The sequence below is a fragment of the Achromobacter sp. 1012554356 genome, from assembly GCF_059760815.1.
This window is the reverse complement of the sequence record NZ_JCBANC010000002.1, coordinates 71,648-98,054: the sequence shown is the minus strand read 5'-3', so window position 1 is coordinate 98,054 and position 26,407 is coordinate 71,648. Positions and strand designations below refer to the sequence as shown.

Below are 26,407 nucleotides of genomic sequence, written 5' to 3'. Positions count from 1 at the left end.
CCGCCGGGCGCCGGCACGCCCCAGCCCTGTTTCACCCATCGAGGTCCCTTCCCGCCTATGCCCGCCGAATCGCTCGCGCTTGTCATCCCCGTCATATTCCTTGCCTACACGGTCTTCGGGATGACGGGATTCGGCGCGGCCATGGTCGCCGTGCCGGTCCTGGTGCAGTTCATTCCCCTGCAACTGGCCGTGCCGCTGGTGGTGCTGTTTGACCTGACCTGCACCGCCCTTGTCGGCGGACGGAACTGGAGACGCGTCAGCCTGGCCGAATTCAAGCGCCTGCTGCCCTGGATGCTGCTGGGCATCGCGCTGGGCGTCACGCTGTTGCGCGACGCCGGCGCCCGCTGGCCATTGATCCTTCTGGGCGCGTTTGTGCTGGTCGTGTGCATCCAGGGCCTGCGGGGCGCACGGGGTGGCGCCAAGGCGCCGCTCAAACCCTTCTGGGCGTTTCCATTCGGCATCGTTGGCGGCGTCTTCAGCGCGCTGTTCGGCACCGGCGGCCCCATCTACACGATCTATCTGTCGCGCCGGTTGGATGCGCTGGAGCAGTTCCGGGCAACCATTTCGGTCGTGATCCTGCTGAGCGGGATCGTGCGGGCGGCAGCCTTCGCGACCGCAGGGCTGTACTCCAACCCGGACATCCTGCGCGCCGCCGCGGTGCTCCTGCCCGTTGCGCTCATCGGCCTGTACGCGGGGTCGCGCGCCCGGACCCGGGTGTCTCCCGAACTGCTGAAGCGGTCCATCTTCGTGCTGCTCGCGATCGCGGGCGCGGGCGCGATCTACCGCGGGTGGATGTCTCCGGCATGAGCGGCATTGCGCCGCCCGCGCCAGTGAAACGCGGCGCGGGCTGGCGGCCGCGTTCCGGCCGCCAGCCGCAACGGTCACTTCGCCGTTGGCATCGCAAACTCGGCGCCCTTGCCGATGCTCTCGGGCCAGCGCTGCATGATCGACTTCTGGCGGGTGTAGAAGCGCACGCCTTCTTCGCCGTAGGCGTGCATGTCGCCAAACAGGCTGCGCTTCCAGCCGCCAAAGCCGTGCCAGGCCATCGGGACCGGGATGGGCACATTGATGCCCACCATGCCCACTTCGATGCGCCGGCCAAATTCGCGCGCCACATTGCCATCCCGCGTAAAGCACGCGACGCCATTGCCGAACTCATGCGCGTTGATGAGGTCCACGGCCGCCTTCAGGTCCTTGACCCGCACGCAGCCCAGAACCGGGCCGAAGATCTCTTCCTTGTAGATGCGCATGTCGGGCGTGACGTGGTCGAACAACGTGCCGCCCATCCAGAAGCCGTCACCGCATCCCTCGCCCGCTTGCGTACCCCGGAATCCCCGGCCGTCGACCAGCAGCGTCGCACCCTCTGCCTCGCCCTGCGCGATGTAGCCGCTGATGCGCTCGTGCGCGGCGCGGGTCACGATCGGTCCCATTTCGGCGGCCGGGTTCTCGCCGTCCAGCACCTTCAATGCCTTCGTACGCTCGATCAGCTTGGGCAGGAGGCGGTCGGCCACGTCGCCGACCAGCACGGCCACGCTGATCGCCATGCACCGCTCGCCCGCCGAACCGTAGCCGGCCCCGATCAAGGCGTCCACAGCCTGGTCGATATCGGCATCGGGCATCACCACCATATGGTTCTTTGCGCCGCCCAGCGCCTGCACACGCTTGCCAAGGCGGGCGCCCGTCTCATAGATGTAGTTGGCGATCGGCGTGGACCCGACAAAGCTCACCGCCTTCACGCCGGGATGCGTGAGCAGCGCGTCCACGGCGACCTTGTCGCCCTGCACCACGTTGAACACGCCATCCGGCAGCCCCGCCTCGCGCAGCAGTTCGGCGATGCGCAGCGACGGACTGGGATCCGTCGGGCTGGGCTTGAGCACAAAGGTATTGCCCGCGGCGATCGCCACCGGGAACATCCACATGGGCACCATCACCGGAAAATTGAACGGCGTGATGCCGGCCACGACACCCAGCGGCTGGCGCAGCGTCCAGTTGTCGATGCCCGTGGAGACCTGTTCGGTGTGCGCGCCCTTCAGCAGTTGCGGAATGCCGCAGGCGAACTCCACAATGTCGATGCCGCGCGCGACTTCGCCCTGCGCATCGCTGAACACCTTGCCGTGCTCGGCGGTGATCAAATGAGCGAGCTCGTCGCGGTGGCGGTTCAGCAATTCAAGAAACCTGAACAACACACGTGCACGTCGGATCGGCGGCGTGTCGGCCCACGCCGGAAAGGCGGCCTGCGCGCTGGCCACCGCGCGCTGCACCTCGTCGGGCGTGGCCAGCGTGACGTGCCGGGTGACGGCGCCCGTGGCCGGATTGAAGATGGGCTGGCGGGCGCCTGTCCCATCGACACGGGATCCGGCGATAAAGTGTCCGGCGATGGAAACGCTGGCGCTGCGCGTGGTGGCGTTCATGGGTTTCTCCTGTGCTCAAGCGTGATGTGCGGGTGCTGGCACTATGTCGCGCCGCCGGCCGCCCGTCGAGACCAGAAGGCTGGAATCAGTGTTTGCAGTTTTGAACAATGGGAAATGGCATGACAAAGACGAGACGCCTGGAAGACTTGTGGTCGCACATTCACTGCCTGGGCGTGCTGGCCGACACGGGTAGCTTCACGGCGGCCGCCCGCCGGCTGCAGATCAGCAAGGCATCGGTCAGCCAGCGCATCGTGGAACTGGAGCAGGCGGCCGGCGTTCCCCTCGTGCGGCGCACGACTCGCAGCGTCAGCCTGACCGAAGCCGGTGCAAGCCTGGTCGACCAGACGGCGTCGGCCTATCTGCGCATCGAGGAAGGTTTCTCCGCCGTCCGGGATCTTTCCGAAGGCCCGCGCGGCGTATTGTCCGTGACGGCTCCCGTCGCGTTGGGCCGCCAGGTCATTGCGCCGCTGATATCGGGCTTTCTTGCGCGCTTTCCGGACGTCCGGATTCAGCTTGAGCTCAGCGACCACCTGGCCTCGTTGGCGACCGAAGGATTCGACCTGGCGATCCGGCACGTCGCGGGCGTGCCCGACACCCATGTCGCCACGTTGATCTGCGAGACGCGCTCGGTGCTCGTGGCCACCCCGGAATACCTGTCGACACACGGCACGCCGCGAACGCCGGCGGACCTCGAGGGCCACAATTGCCTGCACTATCTGCGGCGCAGCGGCGGCGCCACCTGGTCATTCGAGTCTCAGGCGCGGGATAAACACGTGGCCGTGCCGGTGCGCGGGACCTTCACGGCCAACAACAGCGAAGTCTTGCGGGAAGCGGCCGCGGGCTCTGTCGGCATCGCGCTGCTTCCCGATTTCAGCGCTGGCGAGGCCCTGCGGCGCGGAACGCTGGTCGAGGTCCTGCCAGGGTGGCGCGTTGTCGGCGACTATGCCGAACGCCTCTACGCGGTGCGGCCCTATACGCCGCGCGTACCTCTTACCGTCACATCGTTCGTCCAGTATCTGCGCGACGCCATTCCGGCCGCCGAGGGCCTCGGCGGCCCGTCGGCCCCGCTTGCGAGCGGCTAGTTGACCTGCAACCCCGCCTTGGCCACCAACTCGGCATAAATCCTGGAACCCTGATCGACGTACTTTGCCGTATCGGCGGGCGACAACACGTGGGGGATGCCACCGAAATTGGCGTTCCCCTCGATCCACTTCGGGTCCTTTGATATCTGCTGGAGAGCAGAAGCCCACTTATCAACCGCTTCCGCGCTCATGCCCGGCGGCCCGAAGAGCCCGCTCCAGCCGATCACCGCCTCAAGCTGCGGGAGTTTGGATTCCCGTGCGGTCGGGATATCCGGAAACTGCGCAAGGCGCTCCGGCGTCGTCGTCAGCAATGCGCGCAACTTGCCGCCCGCAAGAATGCCCGTCATCGAACTGAGGTTGTTGCAGGCAAAATCCACATCGCGGCTCAGGACCGCCATCGCCACCTCGCTGCCGCCCTTGTACGGAACACTGACGGCCGCATCCGGCTTCAATCCCAGGCTGCTCAGCAACAGTTGCGGCGCCAGGTTCTGCACGGTCGCGGGGCCGGAATGGCTGTAGTTCAGTTTGCCGGGCCGGGCCTTCAACGCCTGGGACAGGTCGCCGATGGTCCGGTAGGCGCTGTCCGGATGGACCACACAGACAACGGGGTTCAGCTCCAGCAATCCGATGAACGTGAAGTCCTTCGAGGTATACGGCGTCGTCTTGGGCTGCAAGGCGGGCAAGAGGACCTGGGAACCGATGCGGCCCATCAGCAGGGTGTACCCGTCGGGCGCCGCATTCTTGACCGCGGCAGATCCGATCGCGCCGTTCGCGCCCGCCTTGTTGACCACGACGACCGGCTGCCCCAGGACACCCTGCGCGGCGGCAGACAGATTGCGCGCCGCCATGTCGGCGTCGCCGCCCACGCTGAACGGCACGATGAGCTGGATGGGTTTCGCGGGGTAAGCCTGGGCAGCGGCCAGGCCGGGAAAGGTGAGAAGCAGGCAAAACGCGGCGCGAGCGGACCCGCCCGGGCGGATGCCGGTGAGGCTGATCATGGGATGTCTCCTGTTCGTTCTACGGGACGAAACCGGACTGCGGCGACGCTCGATGCCTTGAGGTCAATGACCGGTCGTGGACTGCGTGGATGCTGCGTGGAAAACCGGGGCGGCCTCGCCCGCGAGGGATACATTGATGCAGGCCGGCAGGCCGCTGTCGGCTGCCTGTCTCAACGCGGCGGTCAGCCCCGCGGCGTCGTGCGCCGCAAAACCCGCGCCCCCCAGCGCAGACGCAACGTCGTGATAGCGAGCCGTCGGTGCAAGCTCGCACCCGATCAGCCGCTGCGGTCCATAGGTGCGCATCTGGATCAGATGTTCGGCGTTCCAGCGCAAGTCGTTGCCGATCACCGCCATCACCGCCGCACCTTCGCGCACCGCCGTATCCAGCTCCATCATGTGGAATCCGGCAGTGCCGTCTCCCATCATGACGACCACCGTCGCGCCGGGCCGCGCGATCTTTGCGGCGATCGCATAGCAGACCCCCGCCCCGATCGCGCCGGACATGCCATTGATGATGCGTACCGGCGCCTGGCAGAACGCCTGCGCCCACTGACCGAACTCGCCGCCGTCGCAGATCAGGATCGGGTCGGGCGCGGACGCCAGGAATGCCTGCACGGTCTCGCACAGCGCGCGCGGACCCATAGCGCCTTGCGCCGGCGCGGACGGCGTCTTCACCGTCCGGCTTTGCAGCGCTTCATCGACCTGGGCGCGCCACGCAAGGCGTTCGGCCGGCGGATGCGCCGCCGCCACCGCCGCCATCGCCGCCACCGCGTCGGCCTGGAACGTCAGGACCAGACGCGCGCCAAGAAGCCGGCCCGCGCGTTCCAGCATCGCGGGGTCCGGGTCGATGACCGCAACACGGGCGTTTTCGCCGAGCGCGCCCGTGCCGCCGAATCCCAGCGTGAAGTCCAGGCACTTTCCCGCCAGCACGATCAGATCGGCGCTTGGCATGATGCTGGCCAACGCGCCCAGCGACGGATCCTTCAGTCCGCGGGGGCTTTCCATCGGAATGATGCGCACCCCCAGCGCTTCTTCGGCTGCCGCGCGCGCGGAACGTCCCTGCGGCCGCGCGCTCGTCGGCCCGGCCAGCACCAGCGGACGCTGAGCCGAATGCAACAGGTCAGCCAGTTGGTTCAGGCGCGTGGCATCCAGCGCGGCGACCGGCGGGGCCGCGGACACGTCAGGTAGGTCTGCGATACCCGATTCGGCTATCAGCAGGTCAAAGGGCAACGCGACGTGGACAGGGCCCCGCCGAGGCGCAAGCGCCTGCGTGATCGCGTTTTCGAGCGCGGGGCAAAGCTCGGCTGCGGATTGCGGGCGGACCGACAACTTGGTCAACGGACGGGTGATGGCGACCTGATCCAGCTCCTGGAACGCACCAGTGCCATCTTCCGACACCGAGGAGTCGCCCGAAATCAGCAGAACCGGGCTTTCCGCCTGCGAGGCAGAATACAGCGGCGCGAGTCCATTGGTCAGGCCCGGCGCCGCGGTGATCATCGCCACCCCGAGTTCGCCAGTGATCTGCGACCACGCATCTGCCATGAAGACGGCGGCCGCTTCATGCCGCACGTGGATGATGCGGATGCCTGCGTCGATACAGGCATCGTAAAGCGGCATGATCTGGTTGCCCGAAAGGCTGAAAATGGTCTTGACGCCCCGCCGACGCAGCGAGCGAATGATCAACTCAGAACCAAGCACGTTTGTCTCCCCCAGAGGTTGCGCTTGGCTGTGCCGTGCAACCTTTTATTGATCCGACATGTTTCTTTGACCCATTTGCGGCTCAGTGTATCGGGTAACAGCGGCATTTAGGTTGATGTTTTTTGAACCAAGGATCATGCCCTCCGAGGCGTGGCGGCCTGCCCTCAGACACCGAAAGCGGAGACCTCTATGCAGATCGGCGCGCCTGTAGTTTCATACCGTCTTGGGGGTCCATGACATTGCGCGGCGGTCGCGCGGCCCACCTCGAAGGCGACACCATGGCAAAAAGACACCTTGGCGCAGCAGTTGGCCTCATGACCTGGATGATGACGATGACCCCCAGTTTTGCCGGTTCCATTGGTTACCTGGGGCCCGCGGGCTCCTGGACCCATCAGGCGTGCCTGGACCTGTTCGGGCCCCAGGAGCTTGTCCCGCTCTCGCGCGACGAACTCTTTTCCGGCTACGCATCGGGCAAGCTGACCCAGGCGTGCGTCCCCGTGACGACATCGGTCGTTGGCGTCACACCGTATCTGGACGCGGTGCTGGATCTGCCCAATGCCGTGGTGGTCGGCGAATACCCAAAGATGCTGGGCTACAGCCTGCTGGCTCGGCCGGGCGCGAAGCTGCAAGACATCAAGGAAGTGTTCGCCCACCCGGTGGCATTTGAGGAAGTGAAACCCTGGCTGGACCGGGAAATGCCCGCCGTGAAGCGCACAGAGTCCGCAAGTGGCGGCGCCGCGGCCAAGACCGTCGCCGAAAGCGCCACCCTCGACAAGGCCTCGTTCGGTCCGAAGGTGGGCGCAAGCGTGTATTCGCTGGGCGCGCTGGTCGATGGGATCGAGGAAGGACCGCACAATGTGACGCGCTGGTGGGTGCTGGGCCGCGACGTGCCGGCGCCCACGGGGCATGACAAGACCTCGCTGGTCCTCTCGACCGCGGACGACAACTTGAATGATTCACTGCGCGCCCTCGTGCAGGCCAACGTTGCCGTGCTGACGATCTATGAGCGTCCCAGCAAAAAGACCCTGGACACGCATCGGTATGTCGTCGAGGTCGCGGGCCATGCCACGCAGGAACCCCTGGCCGGGCTTTTGAAGGCGCGTCCCGAATTCCGGTTGCTGGGTTCCTATCCGCGCAAGTGAGCCGGTGTTGATTCCCCATGCGGTGTTGCGCGCGCGCCGCGCCCCCGCCATCCGACAACTCTAATTAATAGTATTTCTTATTCGCATTCGGTAGACTGCTGGGCATCTTGCAATCTCCCGACTCCCTTTCTCTCCCCGTGGTCGAGCAGCTTTATCGCCATCACCATGGCTGGCTGCAAGGCTGGCTCCATCGCAAGCTGGGCGACAGCGGCGACGCGGCCGATCTGGCGCAGGACACGTTCTTGCGGCTGATGGCCGCGCGCCGGCCGCCCGTGCTGCGCGAAGAGCCGCGCGCGCTGATCACGCATATTGCCAAGGGCCTGCTGGTCGACCATTGGCGACGGCGCGCAGTGCAGCAGGCCTATCTGGATGCGATCGCGCACCTGCCCGAGCCGCAGGTGCCGTCTCCGGAAACAGGCCTCATGATCGTGCAGACGCTGGTCGCGATCGACGCCATGCTGCAGCGCCTGCCCGCCGCCACGCGCGACATGTTCCTGCTGGCGCAATTGGACGGGCTGACGCTACAGGAAATCTCCCAGCAGACCGGCAAACCCGTGATCACGGTGCGGCGCCATCTGCGCAAGGCCTTGATGGCTTGCATGACGGCCGCCGCATGAGCGCGCCGGGCGACCTGTTGCTGGAGGAAGCGGCCGACTGGGTCATCCGGCTGCGCTACGAGCCCGCCGACGCGGCCACGCAACGGACATTTGAACGTTGGCTGGCGCAGGGCGAGGCCCACGCGCAGGCCTGGGCTCGTGCCGAGCAGGTGCTGGGCGCGTTCGACGGCCTGCCCGCCCCCATCGGACATCGTGTGCTGCGCGACACCCGCAAGCGCCAAGGCCGCCGCGCCGTGCTGCGCGCGGCGCTGGGACTGGGCGTGCTGGCGCCGGCCGGCTGGATGGTCTGGCGCGAGGCGCCGTCCTGGCGCGCCGACCTGCGCTCCGCGGCGGGCGAACAACTGACCCGCCGTCTCGACGATGGCACGCAACTGGTGTTGAACAGCGGCAGCGCCGTCGACCTGCGCTACGGCGCCGGCGAACGCCGTCTGGTGCTGGTGGCCGGCGAGGTGCTGGTCACCACCGGCCAGGAATCGCGAGCCGCGTACCGGCCCTTCGTGGTGCAGACCCCGCAGGGCGAGGTGCAGGCGCTGGGCACGCGCTTCTCGGTGCGTCTGATCGACGACCGCACCGAGGTCATGGTGTTCGAGCATGCGGTGCTGGCGCGCCCCGCCAGTGGCCCGCCCCTGCGCATCGACGCCGGGCAACGTGGCAGCTTCACGCTCGGCCAGACCGGCGCGCTGGCGCCCGTGGACGACAGCGCGGCGCTCTGGGAGCAAGGCATGCTGGTCGTGCGCGATCAGCGCCTGGCCGACGTGGTGGCCGAGCTGGCGCGCCATCGCCCGGGTTTTCTGCGCTGCGCACCCGAGGTTGCCGACCTGCGGGTCTCGGGCGCCCTGTCGCTGCGCGACACCGATGCAGCGCTGCAGGCCTTGGCCGAACGCCTGCCGATCGCCGTGCAACGCGTCACTCGCTATTGGGTATCGGTCGGCCCGGTCGGCGCTTGAACCACCGCCCGGATAAATATTTTGCGTCGAGGTGATCACTTTTTCGTTGTCGTGCGGAGTAGGAAGTAAGACCGCATCAAGGGGATGCGGGCGCTTCTTGCTTGACGATGAAAGGATGAAAGAGTGATGGCACGTGTACGCGCAGCGCGGGGCAGAGGATCCCGCAAGGCAATGATCTGGACGGCGCTCTGGTGCACGGCCATGGCAAGCGCCACCGCGGGCGCACAGTCCGCGGCCCAGACCGGCGCGGCGCCGGCCGCCCAGGTGCGCTCCGTCGCAATCGGCGCGGGCTCGCTCGACGCCGTGCTGGCGCGCTACGCGGCCGCCGCCGGCGTACAGATCGTCTACGACCCCGCGTGGCTCGCCGGCCGCCAGAGCCCTGGCATCTCGGGCGAGATGAACGTGCAGCAAGGTTTTGACCGCCTGCTCGCGGGCACCGGTTACCGCGCCGTGCCAAGCGCGGCCGGCACCTACGCGCTGCAGGCCATGCCGCAAGGCGGCATCACGCAACTGGCGCCCGTCACCGTCACCGGCGCGGCCGAGCGCGCCACCAGCGAAGGCACGGGCTCGTACACCAGCAATGCCGTCACCATCGGCAAGGGCACGCAGACGCTCAAGGAAATTCCGCAATCGGTGTCCGTCGTCACGCGCCAGCAGCTCGACGACCAGAACCTGAACAGCCTGTCGGACGCGATGCGCAACGTCACCGGCATGACCGTCGAAACGCTGTCCAGCGGCGGCAATATTTCCGGGTTCATCTCCCGCGGCTATTCTCTCGATTCGATCCAGGTGGACGGCATGCGCGCCCCGGCCGGCGCGGGCAACCTGTCGGCGGGCTTCGACCTCGCCATCTACGATCGCATTGAAGTGCTGCGCGGGCCGTCCGGGCTTTACCAAGGGACCGGCGAGCCCGGCGGCAGCGTGAATCTGGTGCGCAAGCGCCCCATGCAGGAATTCGCCTTTGGCGCACAGGCCAGCGTCGGGTCGTGGGATTACTACCGCGCCGTGGCCGACCTGAGCACGCCGTTCGATAGCGAAGGCAAGGTCCGCGGCCGCTTCATCGCCGCCTACGAAGACCGTGGCTCCTTCGTCGACCGCGTCAGTTCCGAGCGGCCCACACTCTACGGCATCGTCGAGGCCGACCTGACATCGAGCACGACGCTGGCGGCGGGCATCACGCACCAACGCTCCCGCGTCACGCCGGCATTCGGCCTGCCCGCGTACGCCGACGGCTCGCTGCTCGACGTGCGCCGCGGCACCAATCTCAGCGCCGAATGGAACCGCATCGAAGAAGAAACCACCGAGGTCTTTGCCGACCTGGAACACCGGCTGGATGGCGGCGGCTCCATGAAGGCAAGCGTCTTTCATCGCGACACCGACACGCCGACGCGCGTGACCACCTGGCCCAACCGCGCCGTCGATCCGGTCACCGGCGACACCAACCTCATCGCCTGGTCGTACCGCAACCACTGGAAGACCACCGGCGCGGACGCGCACGTGAACCTGCCGTTCGAAGCCTTTGGCCGCGAGCACAGCGTGCTCGTGGGGGCCGACTACAGCTACACGCGCAAGCAATTCAACTACGGCGGCGGCACGATCTTCCCGACCAACGTGAATGACCCGGTCATCAACATGCCGCAGCCCGAGATGGAACAGGTCAACGGCAACGACGGCCGCACCAGCGAATTCGGTCTGTACACGCGCGCGAACATCCAGGCGACCGATCACTTGAAGGTCATTGCGGGCGCGCGCCTGTCCTGGTGGAAGAACGATGCACGCAACGCCAATCAGTACTTCGGCGACTTCAGCCAGGCGACCACGCGCATCGACGCACGCCCCTCGCCCTATGCCGGACTGGTATACGAACTGACGCCGCAGTTGTCCGCCTATGCCAGCTACACCAGCATCTTCCAGCCGCAAACCGAGATCGATGCGCAAGGCAGCACGCTGTCGCCGCGCGTGGGACGCCAGATCGAAACGGGCCTGAAAGGCGCGTTCATGGATGGCGCGCTCAACGCGCACGCCGCCCTGTTCCAGATCGTGGACCGCAACCGGGCGATGAGCGACCTGAACAATCCGATGTATTCGGTGGCCGCGGGCAAGGTGCGCAGCCAGGGCTTCGAGACCGAGATCAGCGGATCGCCGTTGCCGAACTGGGACATCGTGGCCGGCTACGCCTACACACAGACCAAGTATCTGGAAGCGAGCCAAGCCCAGGAGGGACTTTCGTACAGCACCATCACCCCGCGTCACGCCATCAACCTCTGGACCCGCTACCGCTTCACCCAGCCGGCGCTGGAAGGATTCAGCGTGGGCACGGGCGTTCGCTGGAACAGCGGCAACTATCTGCAAAGCGGCAACGTGCGTTGGGATCAGGGCAGCTACGCGCTCGTCTCGGCCCAGATCGGCTACCGCTACAACCGCCACGTCGAAGGCACGCTCACCGTCGACAACCTGTTTGACCGCAAGTATTACGAAAAGCTTGGCGGCGCCTCGCGGCAGAACTACTACGGCCAGCCGCGCAGCGTGATGCTGACGCTGCGCTATCAGTATTGATTCAGCGCGCTTCCTTCAGCAGGGTCCGAACCTCCTCCCGACGGCCCTCGTCAGCCACTTCGCGGCCGGGGCGGGGCGGGGCTTTCAGCGCCTTTTCCAGGTACGGAATCGCTTCGGACTTGCGGTTCCGGTACACCAGGTAATCCGCATAGAAGTAGTTCGGATCGATGCCATCCGGGTTGATGGTCAACGCCTGCTGCAGCAAGGCCTCGGCCCGCTTGTTGTCGCCGAATCCCACAGGCCAGCCCGGCACCTTGTAATACAGTACGCCCAGGCTGTTCAGTGCGGACCCGTCCAGCGCCTTGCTGTCGATCTGGATGGCGGTTTCGTACTCGGCCTTGGCCTGCTTCGCCAGGCTGAGCGCCCCCATGCCGCCCTTGGCGCCGGCCCACGAGCTCAGGATGATGCCTTCCCAGATATGCGGTTCGGCTTTGTTGACGTAACGCTGCGTCAGGTCGTGGGCCTGCTTGGACAGTGCCTCGAAGCGCTTGGCGCGATCGTTGGGCGGGGTCTTGTATTGAATGTCCGCCCAGCCGTTTTGCAGTTCGCGGATACCCTGGTCCATTTCGGCGGGCGCCGCGAGGGTGAAGGTGGAAAACAAGCACGCCACGCCCGCCAGCAAGCCAGCGGCCGCATTGCGCAGGCCAATATTCTGTTTCATGACTAGGCTCCAGTAGGAAATTTCAACGACATCAAGGCGCGGCGATGCTTCGCAAACGCGCCGTCCAACCATTCAGGGCAAAGACCATTCAGCCGCGCCGCGACGGATTCGATTCCGCCCGCGAAGCGTTGGCGTGATTCGCTTTGCAGCATGCGCGATACCGCCTCTGCGATCTCTTCCGGGCTATCGCTAGCCGAATCAGTCTCTTTGTTGAACGCCTGCACTTCGGGCGAGTTGAATGGCGTGTCGATGGCCCGGGGCGCGTAGTACTGCACCCGTACGGACGAGTCGGCCAGTTCGCGGCGCAAGGCTTCGGAGTACATCCGAAGCGCGGCCTTGCTTGCCGCATAGGCCGAAAACCCCGGCACGCCCAGGCTGCCCAGCGTCGATCCGATGTTCAGCACCTGTGCGCGCGGCTGCGCCAGCAACAGCGGCAGCATGCCGGCGGTCAGCATCATGGGCGCGACGACATTCGTGTCCATGAGCTGGCGCAGCGCTTCGGTCTGCAGGGACTGCGCCGGTCCGAACGCGGCCAGCGCCGCATTGTTGATGAGCACGTTGGCATTGCGGGCGCCCGCGGCATCGATGACCGCGTTGCGGCCGGCGTCGGTGGTCACATCCACCACCAGCGCGTCCACACGCGACCGGTCGCGCGCCCCGGCGCTTAGCGACTGCGCCAGCGCCAGCAAGGGCGCTTCGCTACGGCCAACCAGCAGCAGGCTCGCGCCTTCGTCGAAGAGCCGGCGCGCAATCGCGCTTCCGAGGCCGCCCGCGGCGCCCGTCAGTACGACGGAGGCATCGCGCGGGCTCATGCGACCTGTCCTTGCGAGGTCGAGCGCGGCAGGGAACGGAAGATCGCCCCATACAGCCCATAGAACATGTTGGCTGCATGGACCACGGCGGCACGGTCGGCGTCATCGTCCAGACGGTTGACCAGATCGGCGAAATGCGCGGTGTGCTCCTGGTCCAGGGTGCCATGGGACCGCAGATAGCTGAAGGCGCTTGGCGGCAGCGCCAGCGCGCGCTGGATCTGGTCGGCGGCGTTCAAGGCCAGCGTGACGCTGGTGCCCTCCAGCACGTGCACCATGCCGAAGAATCCCACCGGATTCTTGCGCGCGATGGTGTCGTAGGCGTAGGCCACCATGATTTCGGTGGCAGGACCGGGTCCGGCGCGGCGAACCTCGTCCGCATCGTGTCCCAGCGCACGCAGGTCATTGAGGATCCACGCATCGTGGCCGGTCTCCTCCTCGATGTATTCATCGATCGCGGGCAGCATCCATGCCAGGCGTGCCGGCATGCGCGCGCGGCATGCGTGCATCAATGGCACGGTGTGGCTGACGTGGTGATAGGCCTCGCGCAGAAACGCCGCATAGGCGGGCCGCGCGACTTGGCCGCGCAGGCAATCCTGGATGATGGGCGTGGCCACCAGGGACTCCCGGGCCTCGCGCGTCTGATCAAGCAACTGTTCGAAAAAGGTCATGATGGGTCTACATCGATAGTTGAGCGGTAACCCGCGGAAAAGAGATCGGCATGCAATTCGGCAACGGCCTGCCGGCGCGGACGCCCATTCACCGTCGCCAGGCCGCTGGTGGCAGAGAACTCGGCCCGCGCGCGTATCCAGGCCCCGATCCGGGCATAGTCCGGCAGCCCCTGGTTGACCAGGTCGACGCACGCTTGAATGGCGCTATCGCTCGGATTGCCCAGCGGCCAGATCACGGCGCCCAGCGCTGCCTGCCCTTCGCCCAACACGACGCAGTGGGCGATGACGGGCTGGTTCGCCAGGCGCAGCTCGACCCATTCGGGCGACACGTTGCGTCCGTATCCGGTAATCAGCACATTCTTCTTTCGACCTCGGATATGCAGAAATCCGGCATCGTCGATGCGGCCCAGGTCGCCTGTCGGCAGCCATTTCGAGGGCATGGCGGGCTGCCCCAGATAGCCCAGCGCCAGCGCGCCGGCCACCTCGATTTCGCCGTCGGCGGCGACGCGCACGCGCGCATGCGGCAAAGGGCGGCCCGCCGAGCCGGGACAGTCTGCGCCGGGCAGGTTCAACGTCTGCACCGAACAGGCCTCCGACAGCCCGTAGCCTTCATAGGCGGGTATCCCCAGCGTGCGGGCGCTTTCCAGCAGGTCGCTTCCCACCGCCGCCCCGCCCACCGCGACGAAACGCAGCGTGCCGGGGCCTGCGATGCCGGCCGCCGTCAGCCAGCCCGCATAAGCGCGCAACATCTGCGGCAACACGATGGCGCTTTGCGCGCGGCCCGCCACGAGGGCCTGGTGAAACACGGCCGGATCGAAGCGCGACGATCCCTGAAGCCCGATGTCCTTCAAGGGGTTGACGCAGATCGCCGCGCCCTCGATCAAGGGCGCGTAGACGCCCGCGATGTTCTCCAGCAGCACGGGCAGCGGCAGCGCCGTGAAGTGGCGCGCAATGCCTAGCGGCTGCGTGGCGGCCGTCAGACCGCTCGCCACCGCGAGCATCTCGGCCGCGCCCAGGCACACGCCCTTCGGGCTGCCGGTCGACCCGGACGTGAAGGTGATCTTCGCCGTGCGAGCGGGCAACGGCACCTTGGCGAAAGTGCGCCGGAAAAGCGCCGAGTGGCCCTGCGCTTGCGCGGCGATCTCGAAACCGAAGGCCTGCAGCATGGGCTGCAGTGACGCAGGCCCGACGACGGCGTTCACGCCCGCGGCGTCAAGGGTCTCGCGCCACTGGCCAGGCGTGAAGAACAGCGGCAGGGGCACGTGCACCACGCCCGCTTGAAGACAGGCCAGATCCAGCGCGATCCAATCAAGACCGTTGTCCATCAGCGAGGCCATGACCGTCGCTCCGCGCGCCGCGAGCGCTTCGGCAAGCGTGTCCACGCGGGCGAGCAGCGCGGCGTAGTCTGATTCCTCTGCCTGGGTCTGGACCGCAACGGAACGCGCGCGGGCGGGTTCCCTCAACAGCGAGAAAAAATGGGATACGTTCATGCGTCCAGCTCCGGCAGGCGGCCAAGAATGGCATTGAGCCGCCCCGCGAAAACCGTCGGCGCATGCGCGTAGTAATTGCCCCAGTCCTTGCGCTCGGCTTCGTTCAAGTGGTCCGAGGTGGCCGCCGAGATCGGCTGATGCGCCAACCCCATCCGCCGGAACAGATGGTGCAATTCGATCGTGAGCGTGCTGACCGCCCAATCAAAGCCCTCGGCGTGCAGATGCCTTGCCAGGAGCGGCACCAGCAGCCTGCCGCCGCCGGGCCGCACGGCGGCGAACTGCCCGGCTTCAACGATGAGACTGCGCGCAACAGGCGCGCCTTGATCGCGCAGGTATTGCTCGATGGGCGCGGACAGATAGCGCTCCAGAAAAAGCGGATCGCTCGCGCCGCGATAGCCCGCCGCCGCCAGGATCTCGCCGTCGCGCTGCACGCTGACCAGCGTGGGCAGCCACTCGGTCAGCCGGGCGCCGAAGCGCTGTTGATAACGTTGGTGAATGTAGGACTCGATCCGCGCGCGCATCGGATCCTCGAGGGGATGGACGTGCAGGGTTGCGGGCATGGCCCGTGGCCGCGCGGCCATCGCCGTCCAGGCGGACGGCGCGGAACATTTGTTGTGAGGCATGCGGTATTCCATGCTTAGGAACTGATTTTCCCGATACGATGGACCGCAGCTTAGGCATGGAACCTTAATGAGAAATTAACCAGCCGCGCGGTGTTAACCTCAGTCCTGCACGGCGAGAAGACGACAAATGAGAATTCTCATCATTGAAGACGACCCGCTCATTGGCGATGGTCTTAAATCCGGCTTACGGCTGCTGGGCTATGCCGTCGATTGGTTCTCCAGCAGCCGCGAAGGCGATCAGGCGATCAGCGTCGTGCATTACGACGCCGTGGTCCTCGATCTGGGCCTGCCGGGCGAAGACGGCGTCTCCCTGCTCAACCGCTGGCGCCGCGAAGGGCGCACCGTGCCGGTTGTCATCCTGACTGCGCGCGAAGCGGTATCAAGCCGCATCGCGGGCCTGGATGCCGGCGCGGACGATTACCTCATCAAGCCCATCACCCTGGATGAACTGGCGGCTCGGTTGCGCGCGGTGACGCGGCGCGTGGCAGGCAAGCCCGAGCCCGTCTGGCGTCATGGCGATCTTGACTACCACCCAGCCCTGCATGAAGTGCACTGGAAAGGCCAGAAGGTGGACCTCACAACACGCGAAGCCCTGCTGCTGGAACTGTTCCTGACGCATCCGAATCGCGTGCTGACGCGCGACTTCATCCGCGACAAGCTCTACGACTGGGAAGCCGAACTCGAAAGCAATGCGCTGGAGGTGTTCGTGCATCATCTGCGCAAGAAGATCCACCCGAAGATCGTGCGCACCGTGCGGGGGTCGGGCTACGCGCTAGGCCAGGTGGAAGCCGACTCATGACTTTGCAACGCCGCCTCATCATTGCCGTGCTGCTGGCGGCGCCAGTCGCCTGGCTCATCACCATCGCCGGCACGTACTGGCGCGCCGCCCACGAGATCAACGAACTCTACGACACCGACATGGTGCGCCTGGCACAGCAGACCATCGCCATATCCGCACTGATCCCGCCTTCCGCCCAGACGCAGCCGACACGCGCCCAGTTGCCCGCGTCGGACAGCGCCGGCGATGCCGGCCTTGGCGATCTGTCGGTGGCCATATGGCGCGGATCGCAAGCCCCCCTGGTGCTCGACCCCGAGGCCCTGCAGTTTCCTCGCAACGAAGACCGCGAAGGGTTTGCGGAAAGCATCGTCAACGGCGAACGCTGGCGCCTCTTTTACCTGGACGATGCCTCGGGCCAGACGCGGGTCGGCGTGGGACAGCGCATCGGAGAACGCGACGACCTCGTGATCGCCTACGTGGCGGGGCAGATCCTGCCCTGGCTGTTGGGCCTGCCGGTGCTGATCGCGCTGCTGATCTACGCGGTGCGCCAGGCGATGTCCCCCGTGCGCAGGCTGTCGTCCGAACTGGAACGGCGCAGCCCGGACGACGCCAAGCCCTTGCCGCTATCGGGCGTGCCGGGCGAGCTCACGCCGCTGGTGACTTCCATGAATGGCCTGCTTGCGCGGGTCGGTACGCTGATCGAGCAAGAGCGCCGGCTGACTGCGGATGCGGCGCACGAGTTGCGCACGCCCCTGGCTGCCGTGCGGGCGCAGTGGGATGTGATGCGGCGCACGCGAGACCCGGAGGCGCTGCAACAGGCGCAAACCAGCGTGACACGCGGGATGGAGCGGCTGGACCGGCTGGTCTCGCAGCTGCTGACGATGGCGCGATTGGACAATGCCAATCACACGGACTTCGGCAGTGCTGTCGACTGGGGCACCGTGGCCGAGCAGGCCGTCAGCGACTGCCTCTGGATCGCCAACCGGCGGGACGTGGACATCGCGGTGGAATGGCCCGAGCCGGGCGTGCTGCCGCTGCCCATGGCTGGCGATGCCGACGCGCTGGTCATCATGCTGAAAAACATTCTGGACAACGCCATCCGGTACGGCCCGCGCCATGGCCGCGTGCGTCTGGCATTCTCGCCCTCGCAAATATCGGTCGACGACCAGGGGCCGGGCGTTGCGCCCGAGGTGCTGCCGCGGCTGGGCGACCGGTTCCTTCGCGCCGCTGGCAACGAGGAAGCCGGCAGCGGCCTGGGCGTCTCCATCGCCCGCCGCGTCGCCCATGCGCACGGCATGCGCATCGCATTCGCCATGCGCGACGCGCAATGCGACTTCGGCCCGGGCCTGCGGGTGACGATACGCCGCGGCGCGTAGATGGCAAGCCCGCGCGAAGGCACTAGAATCTGCGCTTCACGTTCCTCCCCTGCCCGGCCTTGGCGCCGGCCGCTGGTATCTCCATGGCCCACGAGCCCGCAACGCCAACGCCGAAGGCAGACAAGCTGCTTTCCCTTTCCCAGGCCATGCATCAGGCCCACGCCCATTGGAATGCCGGCCAGGCAAACCAGGCCGAAATCCTGTGCCGCCGCATACTCGACGCATCGCCCGGACAGGCCGATGCGTCGCACCTTCTGGGCCTGATCGCGCACGCCTACGGCCAGCCGGCGCTCGCGCTGGATCTGCTGCGTCAGGCATGCCGGACCGACGCCGCGCCTGCGGTCTACCTCGGCAACCTGGCCGAGGTCTGCCGGCAGCAGGGCCTGCTCGCTGACGGCGAGGCCGCCGCGCGGCGAGCCACGAAGCAGGACCCCGGGCTGGTCATGGCGTGGAACAACCTGGGGATCATCCTGCAGGAAGCGGGGCGCTCGGCCGAAAGCGTCAATTGTCTTGAACGGGTGGTGGAACTTCAGCCGCACAGCCCGGAAGCGCTCAACAACCTCGGCAACGCGTATGTGGGCGTGAATCGCCTGGAAGAGGCGCGCCGGCTGTATGTCCAGGCGCTCGCATTGCGAAGCGACTACGCCGAAGGACACAGCAACCTCGCCTTCGTGCTGGGAGAGCTGGGTGACTACGATGCGGCGGCAGATGCGGCGCATCGCGCCATCGCGTGCAACCCACGCCTGGCGAACGCGTACATCAATCTCGCGGGCATCGAAGCGGCGCGGTTGCGGCCTCGCGAGGCGCTGCAGTGGACCGAAGCGCTGCTGGCCTTCGCGCCCACCCACCCAGAGGCGCTTGAATTGCGCACGCGATTGCGGACCGCGTGCAGCTCGCAGGCTGCCACAGCCGAAGCGCCAGCGACGTCAACGGACACGGCATCAGTCGGGGCGCACCCGGCCGCAGCAACAGCCCCAGCCGCAGCGCAGGCGCAAGACGTTCACGACTTGGCGCAACGCGTCCGCGCGCTGCTGACTGAGCGACAAAACGCCGAAGCCGAGCGGCTGCTGCGCGATAACATGGACCCACGCGGCGCGCCCGCCGCACTATGGCGGCTTCTCGGCTTGACGATGAAATTTCAAGGGCGCGTCCAGGAAGCCGCCGACATTCAGACCATGCTCGCCACAGCCATGCCGGGCAACCTGTCCGCCCGATTCGACCTGGCCGAAACGCTCTTGCTGCAAGGGGATTTCGAGCGCGGCTGGCTGGAATACCGTTGGCGCTACAGCCTGTCCCATACCGCGGCGATGGACCGCAAGGTGCAGCGGCCGCGCTGGGACGGCAGCCGCATCACGGGTCAGACGCTGCTCATTCATGACGAACAGGGGTACGGCGACACGCTGCAATTCATGCGCCTGATCGACGCGGCCCGTGCCCGCAGCGGCGCGCGCGTCGTGCTGGAAGTCCATCCCGACCTGCTGCCCTTCGCCCGGCGCCTCCTCGGCCCGGACGCCTTCCCGCGCGGCCAGATCCCCCCGCCGTTCGACCAGCACTGCGAACTGATGTCACTGCCCATGGCGATCGGCCTGCGCGTGGCCGACCTGCCGGGCCAGGTCGGCTACCTGTCGGCCGATGCTGCCCGCGTCGAGAAATGGCGCAAGCGGCTGGCCGGCTTGCCACGGCCGTGGGTGGCGCTGGCCTGGGCGGGCAGACCCACGCATTCCAACGATGCCAACCGGTCTCTTGCCTTGGCGGACATGGCGCCGCTGGCCTTGACCGGGATCACGTATCTCGCCATTCAGAAAGGGCCGGCCGCCGCTCAGGCCACCGCAGCACCGCACGGCATGAACATCGTGCCGCTGGACGCAGAGATCGCTGATTTCGACGACACGGCTGCCATCCTGTCGCTGGCCGACCTGCTCATCTCCGTGGATTCCTCGCCGGTGCATCTGGCGGGCGGCCTGAATCGCCCCGCCTGGGTGATGCTGCCCTTCCTGCCCGACTGGCGCTGGTTGCTGCACCGGTCCGACACACCCTGGTATCCGTCGCTGCGCCTGTTCCGCCAGCCCGCTCCGGGCGATTGGAAGGCGGTCCTGCACGACGTCGGGCAGGCGCTGGCAAAGCGCTTTCCGGGGTCTCAGGCCTGACCAGCAGGGTTCAGCGGCTGGCCGAGCCGACGCGCCGACCGCGCAAAGCGAAATAAAGGCCTGTATTTCCCCCTTGTTGCACGCTTTGAGGATGCGCCTTCGCCGGTAGTGTTCGGGGTGAGATCGTGCGCCTACCGAACGGCCGCCAGTCCGAATCCATAATCTGGCGCCTACCGCGTGGATTGCCGCTGCTCCCCCGGTTGCCGCCTGATATCCCATGACATCGCCCCTGCCGGGAGCTTGCCTTGAAGCTGAAACACCAAAAAAAGCGTACCAACTTCGTTCCCGTGGCATCCGCGCGGTCCGGCTCGACAGCGGCCTTTGCCCGGTCGACGCAAATTCTGTCGGGTGTTTCTCTCGTGGCCGCAGGCCTGCTTCCCGGCATGGTCCATGCAGCGCCGTGCATCAGCGTTGGGACCAACACGACGCTCTTCGGCTCCACCGACTGCATCGAATGGACGGGCGGTAACTTTTTGGCCAACGGGACCGGCACGCTCTCCGGCGCCGACATCGGTCTGCACGCCTCCGGCACCGGTCCCGGCCGCACGCTGACGAACCTCGGCACCATCGTTGGCACACTGGCGGGCCTGCAGAACGACGCCATTTTGTATGAAGTGACCAACAACGGCTTGATCTCCTCCACCGGAACGGGTGTCACCGTAGCGGGCATCGTGAACGCCAGCGGCGCAAGCATCACCCGCGTGGTCAACAACGCCGGCGCCACCGTCGCCGGCGCACGTGCCGGGATATTCAATGAAAGCAGCATCGGCACGATCAGCAATGCCGGGATGATCAGCAGCAACAGTTCCTTCGGCGGGACGATTGCAGCCATCTGGAACAATGGCGGAACGATCACCAACCTGACCAACACCGGCACCTTGCAAAGCGCCAACATTGGCGGTGTCCTTGCGGGGTTCGGTGTGGTCACCGAAAACGGCGCCATCGAAACGCTGGAGAACACCGGGGCCATCGTGGGCCAGCTCGGCTTGCTTGCGCAGGGCAACGGGCGGGTGGGCACGCTCACCAATTCCGGGACCATCTCTGGCGACATCGCAGGCATCTTCATGGATGCCAGCACGGCCGGCACCATCACGAACACGGGCCTGATAGTGGGTGCGCCCAGCAGCGCCATGGGCGGATCGTACGATACCGGCATCTACCTGTCCGGCGCCAGCACCGTGGGCCTGCTCGCCAACAGCGGCACCATCACTGGCCGGAATGCGGCGATCCAGCTCGACGGCAACAGCTATATCAGTACGATCACCAACAGCGGTCTCATCGCGGGCGACCTGACCTCCGCCAGCACCATCCCCCTCGCCATCGCAGGCGGCAGCGGCAACGTCGTCGGCACCCTTACCGGCGCGAGCGGCGGCCTGGGCGTGGCCGACAAAGGCCTCATCAAGGTGACGGGCGCAAACCTGGTGTTTTCGCGCGGAAACCTGCTGCTGAACGACGACATCGCTGCGGTGGGCCGTTCCGTCATCAACCACGGGGCGACCCTTCAGATCAACAACCCCATCACTGTCACAGGCAACTACTCGCAGACCGGCGGCGGACTGGCCTTCAATGTCGTCGACCCCAGCAGCTACGGCTACCTGGACGTGAACGGCACGGCGGCCATCAGCGGCGCCGCGATCAGCCTTGCCGGCACCGGTTTGGCGATCGGTCAATCCTATAGCGTCGTGCGCCCCACTGGGTTGGGCACGTACGGCAACAACACGGCCTTCGTCTCCGTCAACAATGGCCTGCTCGCACGACTGAGCAATGTGAACGGTGCGCTGACCGTAACACTCGCCCCCGACGCCAGCACCCACTACTGGGACGGCGCCAACACCGTGGCCGACGGCACAATTGCTGGCGGCTCCGGCACCTGGACGGCCAACGGCACAAACTGGACCACGACCAACGGCGCCACCAACTACCAGCTCGACCAGACCGATGTGCGCCCCGTGTTCGGCGGGACGGCGGGTACGGTGACGGTCGATAGCAGCCAAGGCGCAATCGCGGTAAACGGCATGCAGTTCTCCACCGACGGCTACCGCGTCACCGGCGACGACATCGGGCTGGCGGCGGCCTCCTCGGCCATTGAAGTCGATGGCAATGCCACCGCCATCATCGATTCCAGACTGACCGGGACCGGCGCGCTGGCCAAGACAGGCAGCGGCATGCTGATCCTGAACGGCGTGAACACCTACTCGGGCGGCACCTCGGTGTCGGCGGGCACGCTGGAAATCGGCGATGCCGCCCATCCCACCGCCAGCATTCTGGGTGACGTTGCCGTCGGCAGCGCCGGGACGCTGCGCGGACACGGTTCGATCGGTGGCAATGTGACCAACGACGGCGTCGTGCGTCCCGGCGGCTCCATCGGCACGCTGACGATCCTCGGCAACTACACGCAGTCCCCCACCGGCACGCTGTTCATCGACGTCAGCCCCACCGCCGCTTCGCAACTGAAGGTCGGCGGCACCGCCACCCTCGCCGGCACGCTGAACGTGCTGTACGGCCCCGGCACCTACAGCGCGACGTCGTTCCGCATCGTCGACGCAGCAAGTGTCACGGGCCGGTTCGCTTCCGTCACGAGCAACGCGCCGGCCGACCTGGCGCAGAGCGTGCAGAACCTGGCCGACGGCAGCACCCTCACCCTGGCCCCCGGCAGCAGTGCCGGCGCCGGGCCGGTCGTTATCGCCCCCACCAACGCCACGATCTTCGGCGCGGTCGCCTCGGCCGCCATTCGCGAAGGGCAGCGTGTGAACGACACGCTGCTCGCACGGCTGGGCCAGGAGTGCGCCGACGCCGCGACGGACGCCAATTGCGCGCGCCCGGGCCGCCAGGCGTGGGCCCAGATCGTCTCCAATACCGCGAACGTGCGGGGCAACGATGACGCCCCCAGCTACAAGGATCGCCATTACGGCTTTCTGGCCGGCCTGGATCAGCAGGTTGGCGCGTGGACGGTGGGCGTCGCGGGCGGATACAGCCACGTCGATGTGACCGAAGACGAGGCCACCGGCAAGATCGACACCCTGCGCATCGCGGGCTACGGCAGCCGCCGCGTGGGCGCGGTCACCATCGCCGCGACGGTCGGCGCCGCCTACGACTTCCTCCAGACGCGCCGCTCCTTCCCCGGCCCGGGCAAGGCCCGGGACGACTCGGATGGACAGGAGATCACTGCCGGCCTGCAAGCCAGTCTGCCGCTGGCTGCGGGACCCGTCACGATCACGCCGCGTCTCGGCCTGCGCTATCAGTACCTGCATACCGAACGCTTCAGCGAAACGGGCCCGACCAGCCAGAACCTGGATGTCGGCGCACAGGACTTCAACAGCTTGCAGCCCTATGCGCAACTCGTCGTGGGCCTTCCCTTCAGCATGAAGTCGGACAAGCCTGCCATCGTTGAGGCCCGCGTGGGTTACGCCTACGAAACCCTCGACACCAACCGCCAATACCGCGCAACGGCGGGCGATGGCACCGGCTTCACGCTGCCCGGCGTGGCGCCGTCGCGCGGCATGTTCTCGGCGGGCCTGGGTTTGACGCTGCCCGTCAGCAAGGCGATGGATCTGACCGCCAGCTACGACCGCCTGTTCGACACCGGCAACGTGTCGGGGCAGACGTTCCAGCTGCAAGCGGCGTACCGGTTCTAAAGCGCGGCAGCATTCGCGCTTTCAGCCGCGGTAAGAAACAAGGCCCACGCAATGGCGTGGGCCTTTTCTTTGAACTCAGGCAAACGGCTGCTTCGCCGTCCGCCGCCCCCAGCGGCGATACCACCACGTCAGCCCCGCCCATACCAATGCCCACGCGCCCAGCAGCGCGGCATAGAAGGGCCAGAAAATAAACGCGGAAACGTCCTGCCACCCTGGCGCCGTACGCTTCAACCCGATGGGCGCGCTGACTTCCAGTTCGATCTGCTCGCCCTGAAGCGCCGGCCCCGCCTCTTCCACCGTGAAGGTCAGATTCGACGACCCCTTAGCCAGCATCGGAAAGCCCGGCGCGGTCTCCAGCTGCGCGTCGTCGGCAGGGCTTTCAGGCCAGAGCTTGCGATAGAAATGCGTGGCGCGGGCGCCGCTGCGCGGCGCCGCGCTCACCACGACGTCCAGCTCCTTGCCATCGCGCACACGGATTCGCACTGGATCTCCGGGGTTGATGATGCGCGGCTTCGCGTCCGGCGCGTCGATTCGCGTTGCGGAGTCTCCCAGTTCAGGCCGCTCCCGGCCCATCGGACCGCCAAAACGCGCCTCCATCCACAACGGCGCTTCGCGGATGCGGTAAACCTCGGCCCGCGCCGTTTGGCCGGGTGTCAACGTAATGGGCGTCAGCGTCGCGTCGGCCGACGGTATGTACCGCGCCATGCCCACCGCAAACCACGCCATGGCGGCCAGCCAAAGCACCCAACCCACCGTCAACGACATCTTGAAGAACGTGCGCCACATATCGAGTCTTCCCGGATTTGCGAGCGTCAGAGCGTACCCGATTTACAGGGAACCGTTTGACGCGCAAATCGGACGATGCATGCGCTGCCCCCCGCCACTTCGCTGGTCACGCCCGGCGTGTACCGCAGCGCCTGCGTCACGGTCTTGGGTTGCTGGGCCTCGATCTGCTCGCTGGTCACGATCGACACCGACGCGGGATCTTCAATCAGTGGCGTGTCCGTTTTGGTCGCCGTCGCGCTGCGATACGGAGGACGGGAAAGGCCGCAATTGTAAATGACAATGATTTCAGTTTCCAGAACTCGCTCATCGAGTCGTTCTGCCGCCACAGACGCCCGCCGATGCACGATCGCGCCCGCCATCCGGTGTCACCGCTCGCAGCGTTGCGGCACCTTGCGCGGCGCTTCCGTATAACCCAACGCGGTCACCCTGCTCAGCAGATCGGCATAGACGGCGTCGTCCAGGCACGGCGTCCTTGCCATGATCCACACGTAATCGCGCTTGGAGCGGCCGATGATGGTGGTCTGGTACGACTCGTCCAGATAAGCGATGACGTACTCGGCCTTGATGGGCCAGATGAACTGCATGCCCCACACCGCGTTGCCGGTGCCTGGCCGCACGGTGGCCACCGGGTGCATGGTGTCGATGGGCGCCTCGAAGCTGCCATCGCGGTAGCGGAAATCGGTCTGCACGCGGCCGTCCGGCAACAGCCGGTAGCCTTCCACTGCGTCATAGGCATTGCGCTCGGGCCAGCTGGGAATATGCGCGATCACAAACCAGTCGCCCATGAAACGGTCCAGGTCCACGTGGGCCACCGGCGGCATGGCCGGCGGCGACGCGCAACCGGCCAGTAGGGCCGTCACGCCGATGCACAGGGTTCGAAACATGATCGTTCTCCTCAGGGCCGCGTGTAGCGGTAGTGCGCCACGCCCCACTGCTGGCCGTCCTCGTAGCCGAAGAGCTCGGCGCATGCCATCCAGAACATGCGCCAGCGCTGGTGCCACAAGCGGGCCAAGGACGGGCCGTAAGCCTCTGCCAACGCCGCCCGCGCCGGTTCCCGGCGGGCGTCCTGGGTGGCGAGCCAATGATTGGCGGTGCGGGCGTAATGCGTGCCGTCGAGAAACCAGCGCTCCTCAAGCCTCAGGTCTCGCTGGAAGTGCAGCAACGTCTGAGCCGACGGCATGATGCCGCCGGTGAAGAAGTGCCGTCCCATCCAGTTGCCGGCGCCGTCCGTCTCGAACGGGTAGGCGCGTTCGCGGTGCGCGAAGATGTGCACGAACAGCTTGCCGCCGGGCCGCAGCCACTGCGCGATGCGCGCCATCAGGTCCTGGTAGTTGCGCATGTGCTCGAACATTTCCACCGACACGCAGCGGTCGAAAGCGGCGGCGGGCAACGCCAGCACATTGACGTCGCAGGTCACGACGCGCACGTGCGACCAGCCGCGCTCGCGGCAGCGCGCCTCGATGTGCTGGCGCTGGGTGGCTGAGTTCGACACCGCGGTGATGCGGGCGTTGGGAAAGCGTTCGGCCATCCACAGCGTTAACGACCCCCAGCCGCAACCCAGCTCCAGGATGTCCTGGCCGTCAGCCAGCTCGGCGCGCTCGCCGTACAGGCGCAGCATGGCGGTTTCGGCCTGGTCCAGGGTTTCACCGCCAGTCGGGTAATAGCAGCTTGAATACTTCATGCGCGCGCCCAGGCAAAGCTGGAAGAACGCGGTCGGCAACTCGTAGTGCTGGGTGTTCGCGGCGTCGGTATGGATGGCAACCGCGCTGGTGCGCAGGCCGGCGATAAGCTGGCGGTCGCGCTCGGTCCATGCCTCGATGCCGCCCGCGTATTCCTGCGCCAGACGCTCGGCGCAGAGGCGCCGCATGCCCAGGCGCAGCAACGCATCGGGCAGCAGGCCACGCTCAGCCAGGCCGAGCAGGCCGGGCGCGGGGCGGTCGGCAGGCAACGAAGTGTCGTGCAGAATGGCGGTCGTCATGG

At 66.7% G+C, this 26,407-nt stretch carries 22 protein-coding genes; 10 read left to right on the top strand and 12 right to left on the bottom strand.

Annotated features, from left to right (window positions below):
* Positions 1–57: 57 nt before the first annotated feature.
* On the top strand, positions 58–807 hold the full coding sequence (locus AC6LJW_RS01470) for a sulfite exporter TauE/SafE family protein (RefSeq protein ID WP_056558650.1): 750 nt from the start codon (positions 58–60) through the stop codon (positions 805–807).
* A gap of 74 nt (positions 808–881) precedes the next feature.
* Here the strand turns inward: AC6LJW_RS01470 and AC6LJW_RS01465 are convergent, their stop codons facing one another.
* The gene (locus AC6LJW_RS01465; protein ID WP_498086294.1) at positions 882–2,411 is read right to left on the bottom strand and encodes a CoA-acylating methylmalonate-semialdehyde dehydrogenase; all 1,530 of its coding nucleotides are present in this window, start codon (positions 2,409–2,411) and stop codon (positions 882–884) included.
* Positions 2,412–2,530: 119 nt separating this feature from the next.
* Between AC6LJW_RS01465 and AC6LJW_RS01460 the strand changes: the two genes are divergently transcribed.
* On the top strand, positions 2,531–3,493 hold the full coding sequence (locus tag AC6LJW_RS01460; protein ID WP_082578738.1) for a LysR family transcriptional regulator: 963 nt from the start codon (positions 2,531–2,533) through the stop codon (positions 3,491–3,493).
* On the opposite strand, the gene AC6LJW_RS01455 is transcribed toward AC6LJW_RS01460, so the two are convergent.
* The gene (locus AC6LJW_RS01455; RefSeq protein ID WP_056558657.1) at positions 3,490–4,491 is read right to left on the bottom strand and encodes a Bug family tripartite tricarboxylate transporter substrate binding protein; all 1,002 of its coding nucleotides are present in this window, start codon (positions 4,489–4,491) and stop codon (positions 3,490–3,492) included. The genes AC6LJW_RS01460 and AC6LJW_RS01455 overlap by 4 nt on opposite strands.
* 63 nt (positions 4,492–4,554) lie before the next feature.
* On the bottom strand, positions 4,555–6,189 hold the full coding sequence (locus AC6LJW_RS01450) for a thiamine pyrophosphate-binding protein (protein WP_498086293.1): 1,635 nt from the start codon (positions 6,187–6,189) through the stop codon (positions 4,555–4,557).
* Positions 6,190–6,503: 314 nt separating this feature from the next.
* On the opposite strand from AC6LJW_RS01450, the gene AC6LJW_RS01445 reads away from it, so the two are divergent.
* From AC6LJW_RS01445 to AC6LJW_RS01430, 4 genes are all read left to right on the top strand, one after another.
* The gene (locus tag AC6LJW_RS01445) at positions 6,504–7,331 is read left to right on the top strand and encodes a prephenate dehydratase (protein WP_235512153.1); all 828 of its coding nucleotides are present in this window, start codon (positions 6,504–6,506) and stop codon (positions 7,329–7,331) included.
* 107 nt (positions 7,332–7,438) lie between these two features.
* The gene (locus AC6LJW_RS01440; protein ID WP_498086292.1) at positions 7,439–7,948 is read left to right on the top strand and encodes a sigma-70 family RNA polymerase sigma factor; all 510 of its coding nucleotides are present in this window, start codon (positions 7,439–7,441) and stop codon (positions 7,946–7,948) included.
* On the top strand, positions 7,945–8,895 hold the full coding sequence (locus AC6LJW_RS01435) for a FecR domain-containing protein (RefSeq protein WP_498086291.1): 951 nt from the start codon (positions 7,945–7,947) through the stop codon (positions 8,893–8,895). Before AC6LJW_RS01440 ends, AC6LJW_RS01435 begins: the two co-directional genes overlap by 4 nt.
* A gap of 201 nt (positions 8,896–9,096) precedes the next feature.
* On the top strand, positions 9,097–11,451 hold the full coding sequence (locus AC6LJW_RS01430) for a TonB-dependent siderophore receptor (RefSeq protein WP_156395050.1): 2,355 nt from the start codon (positions 9,097–9,099) through the stop codon (positions 11,449–11,451).
* Position 11,452: 1 nt separating this feature from the next.
* Here the strand turns inward: AC6LJW_RS01430 and AC6LJW_RS01425 are convergent, their stop codons facing one another.
* The 5 genes from AC6LJW_RS01425 to AC6LJW_RS01405 are packed head-to-tail and all read right to left on the bottom strand — an operon-like array spanning position 11,453 to position 15,705.
* On the bottom strand, positions 11,453–12,112 hold the full coding sequence (locus tag AC6LJW_RS01425) for a tetratricopeptide repeat protein (RefSeq protein ID WP_498086290.1): 660 nt from the start codon (positions 12,110–12,112) through the stop codon (positions 11,453–11,455).
* A 2-nt stretch (positions 12,113–12,114) separates the two neighbouring features.
* Positions 12,115–12,924: an SDR family oxidoreductase gene (locus tag AC6LJW_RS01420; RefSeq protein ID WP_498086289.1), complete on the bottom strand. Its 810-nt coding sequence runs from the start codon at positions 12,922–12,924 to the stop codon at positions 12,115–12,117.
* Positions 12,921–13,592: an iron-containing redox enzyme family protein gene (locus AC6LJW_RS01415; RefSeq protein WP_498086288.1), complete on the bottom strand. Its 672-nt coding sequence runs from the start codon at positions 13,590–13,592 to the stop codon at positions 12,921–12,923. Before AC6LJW_RS01415 ends, AC6LJW_RS01420 begins: the two co-directional genes overlap by 4 nt.
* The gene (locus AC6LJW_RS01410) at positions 13,589–15,082 is read right to left on the bottom strand and encodes an AMP-binding protein (RefSeq protein ID WP_498086287.1); all 1,494 of its coding nucleotides are present in this window, start codon (positions 15,080–15,082) and stop codon (positions 13,589–13,591) included. Before AC6LJW_RS01410 ends, AC6LJW_RS01415 begins: the two co-directional genes overlap by 4 nt.
* Positions 15,079–15,705: a thermostable hemolysin gene (locus tag AC6LJW_RS01405; protein WP_498086286.1), complete on the bottom strand. Its 627-nt coding sequence runs from the start codon at positions 15,703–15,705 to the stop codon at positions 15,079–15,081. The genes AC6LJW_RS01410 and AC6LJW_RS01405 overlap by 4 nt, the downstream gene beginning before the upstream one ends.
* Positions 15,706–15,832: 127 nt before the next feature.
* On the opposite strand from AC6LJW_RS01405, the gene AC6LJW_RS01400 reads away from it, so the two are divergent.
* From AC6LJW_RS01400 to AC6LJW_RS01385, 4 genes are all read left to right on the top strand, one after another.
* Entirely contained in the window at positions 15,833–16,504 is a 672-nt protein-coding gene (locus tag AC6LJW_RS01400; RefSeq protein ID WP_108696766.1) for a response regulator, read from the top strand.
* Positions 16,501–17,859 carry an ATP-binding protein gene (locus AC6LJW_RS01395; RefSeq protein WP_498086285.1) on the top strand — a complete coding sequence of 453 codons (1,359 nt, stop codon included), beginning with the start codon at positions 16,501–16,503 and terminating at the stop codon, positions 17,857–17,859. The genes AC6LJW_RS01400 and AC6LJW_RS01395 overlap by 4 nt, the downstream gene beginning before the upstream one ends.
* Before the next feature lie 83 nt (positions 17,860–17,942).
* Positions 17,943–20,006: a tetratricopeptide repeat protein gene (locus AC6LJW_RS01390; protein WP_082578739.1), complete on the top strand. Its 2,064-nt coding sequence runs from the start codon at positions 17,943–17,945 to the stop codon at positions 20,004–20,006.
* Between the two features lie 245 nt (positions 20,007–20,251).
* Positions 20,252–23,641 carry an autotransporter outer membrane beta-barrel domain-containing protein gene (locus tag AC6LJW_RS01385; RefSeq protein WP_498086284.1) on the top strand — a complete coding sequence of 1,130 codons (3,390 nt, stop codon included), beginning with the start codon at positions 20,252–20,254 and terminating at the stop codon, positions 23,639–23,641.
* A 75-nt stretch (positions 23,642–23,716) separates the two neighbouring features.
* Here the strand turns inward: AC6LJW_RS01385 and AC6LJW_RS01380 are convergent, their stop codons facing one another.
* The 4 genes from AC6LJW_RS01380 to AC6LJW_RS01365 are packed head-to-tail and all read right to left on the bottom strand — an operon-like array spanning position 23,717 to position 26,405.
* Positions 23,717–24,427, bottom strand: coding sequence for a hypothetical protein (locus tag AC6LJW_RS01380; RefSeq protein ID WP_498086283.1), 711 nt, complete (start codon positions 24,425–24,427; stop codon positions 23,717–23,719).
* 26 nt (positions 24,428–24,453) lie between these two features.
* Positions 24,454–24,786 carry a TonB-dependent receptor plug domain-containing protein gene (locus AC6LJW_RS01375; protein ID WP_498086282.1) on the bottom strand — a complete coding sequence of 111 codons (333 nt, stop codon included), beginning with the start codon at positions 24,784–24,786 and terminating at the stop codon, positions 24,454–24,456.
* A gap of 6 nt (positions 24,787–24,792) precedes the next feature.
* The gene (locus tag AC6LJW_RS01370) at positions 24,793–25,311 is read right to left on the bottom strand and encodes a lipocalin family protein (RefSeq protein WP_056558685.1); all 519 of its coding nucleotides are present in this window, start codon (positions 25,309–25,311) and stop codon (positions 24,793–24,795) included.
* 11 nt (positions 25,312–25,322) lie between these two features.
* Positions 25,323–26,405 carry an SAM-dependent methyltransferase gene (locus AC6LJW_RS01365; RefSeq protein ID WP_498086281.1) on the bottom strand — a complete coding sequence of 361 codons (1,083 nt, stop codon included), beginning with the start codon at positions 26,403–26,405 and terminating at the stop codon, positions 25,323–25,325.
* Between the last annotated feature and the right edge of the window lie 2 nt (positions 26,406–26,407).

Coding starts and splice junctions, on each gene's coding strand:
- AC6LJW_RS01470 (WP_056558650.1), top strand. CDS start 58: ATGCCCGCCGAATCGCTCGCGCTTGTCATCCCCGTCATATTCCTTGCC.
- AC6LJW_RS01465 (WP_498086294.1), bottom strand. CDS start 2,411: ATGAACGCCACCACGCGCAGCGCCAGCGTTTCCATCGCCGGACACTTT.
- AC6LJW_RS01460 (WP_082578738.1), top strand. CDS start 2,531: ATGACAAAGACGAGACGCCTGGAAGACTTGTGGTCGCACATTCACTGC.
- AC6LJW_RS01455 (WP_056558657.1), bottom strand. CDS start 4,491: ATGATCAGCCTCACCGGCATCCGCCCGGGCGGGTCCGCTCGCGCCGCG.
- AC6LJW_RS01445 (WP_235512153.1), top strand. CDS start 6,504: ATGACCTGGATGATGACGATGACCCCCAGTTTTGCCGGTTCCATTGGT.
- AC6LJW_RS01435 (WP_498086291.1), top strand. CDS start 7,945: ATGAGCGCGCCGGGCGACCTGTTGCTGGAGGAAGCGGCCGACTGGGTC.
- AC6LJW_RS01430 (WP_156395050.1), top strand. CDS start 9,097: ATGGCAAGCGCCACCGCGGGCGCACAGTCCGCGGCCCAGACCGGCGCG.
- AC6LJW_RS01425 (WP_498086290.1), bottom strand. CDS start 12,112: ATGAAACAGAATATTGGCCTGCGCAATGCGGCCGCTGGCTTGCTGGCG.
- AC6LJW_RS01420 (WP_498086289.1), bottom strand. CDS start 12,924: ATGAGCCCGCGCGATGCCTCCGTCGTACTGACGGGCGCCGCGGGCGGC.
- AC6LJW_RS01415 (WP_498086288.1), bottom strand. CDS start 13,592: ATGACCTTTTTCGAACAGTTGCTTGATCAGACGCGCGAGGCCCGGGAG.
- AC6LJW_RS01410 (WP_498086287.1), bottom strand. CDS start 15,082: ATGAACGTATCCCATTTTTTCTCGCTGTTGAGGGAACCCGCCCGCGCG.
- AC6LJW_RS01405 (WP_498086286.1), bottom strand. CDS start 15,705: ATGCCTCACAACAAATGTTCCGCGCCGTCCGCCTGGACGGCGATGGCC.
- AC6LJW_RS01400 (WP_108696766.1), top strand. CDS start 15,833: ATGAGAATTCTCATCATTGAAGACGACCCGCTCATTGGCGATGGTCTT.
- AC6LJW_RS01395 (WP_498086285.1), top strand. CDS start 16,501: ATGACTTTGCAACGCCGCCTCATCATTGCCGTGCTGCTGGCGGCGCCA.
- AC6LJW_RS01390 (WP_082578739.1), top strand. CDS start 17,943: ATGGCCCACGAGCCCGCAACGCCAACGCCGAAGGCAGACAAGCTGCTT.
- AC6LJW_RS01380 (WP_498086283.1), bottom strand. CDS start 24,427: ATGTGGCGCACGTTCTTCAAGATGTCGTTGACGGTGGGTTGGGTGCTT.
- AC6LJW_RS01375 (WP_498086282.1), bottom strand. CDS start 24,786: ATGGCGGGCGCGATCGTGCATCGGCGGGCGTCTGTGGCGGCAGAACGA.
- AC6LJW_RS01370 (WP_056558685.1), bottom strand. CDS start 25,311: ATGTTTCGAACCCTGTGCATCGGCGTGACGGCCCTACTGGCCGGTTGC.
- AC6LJW_RS01365 (WP_498086281.1), bottom strand. CDS start 26,405: ATGACGACCGCCATTCTGCACGACACTTCGTTGCCTGCCGACCGCCCC.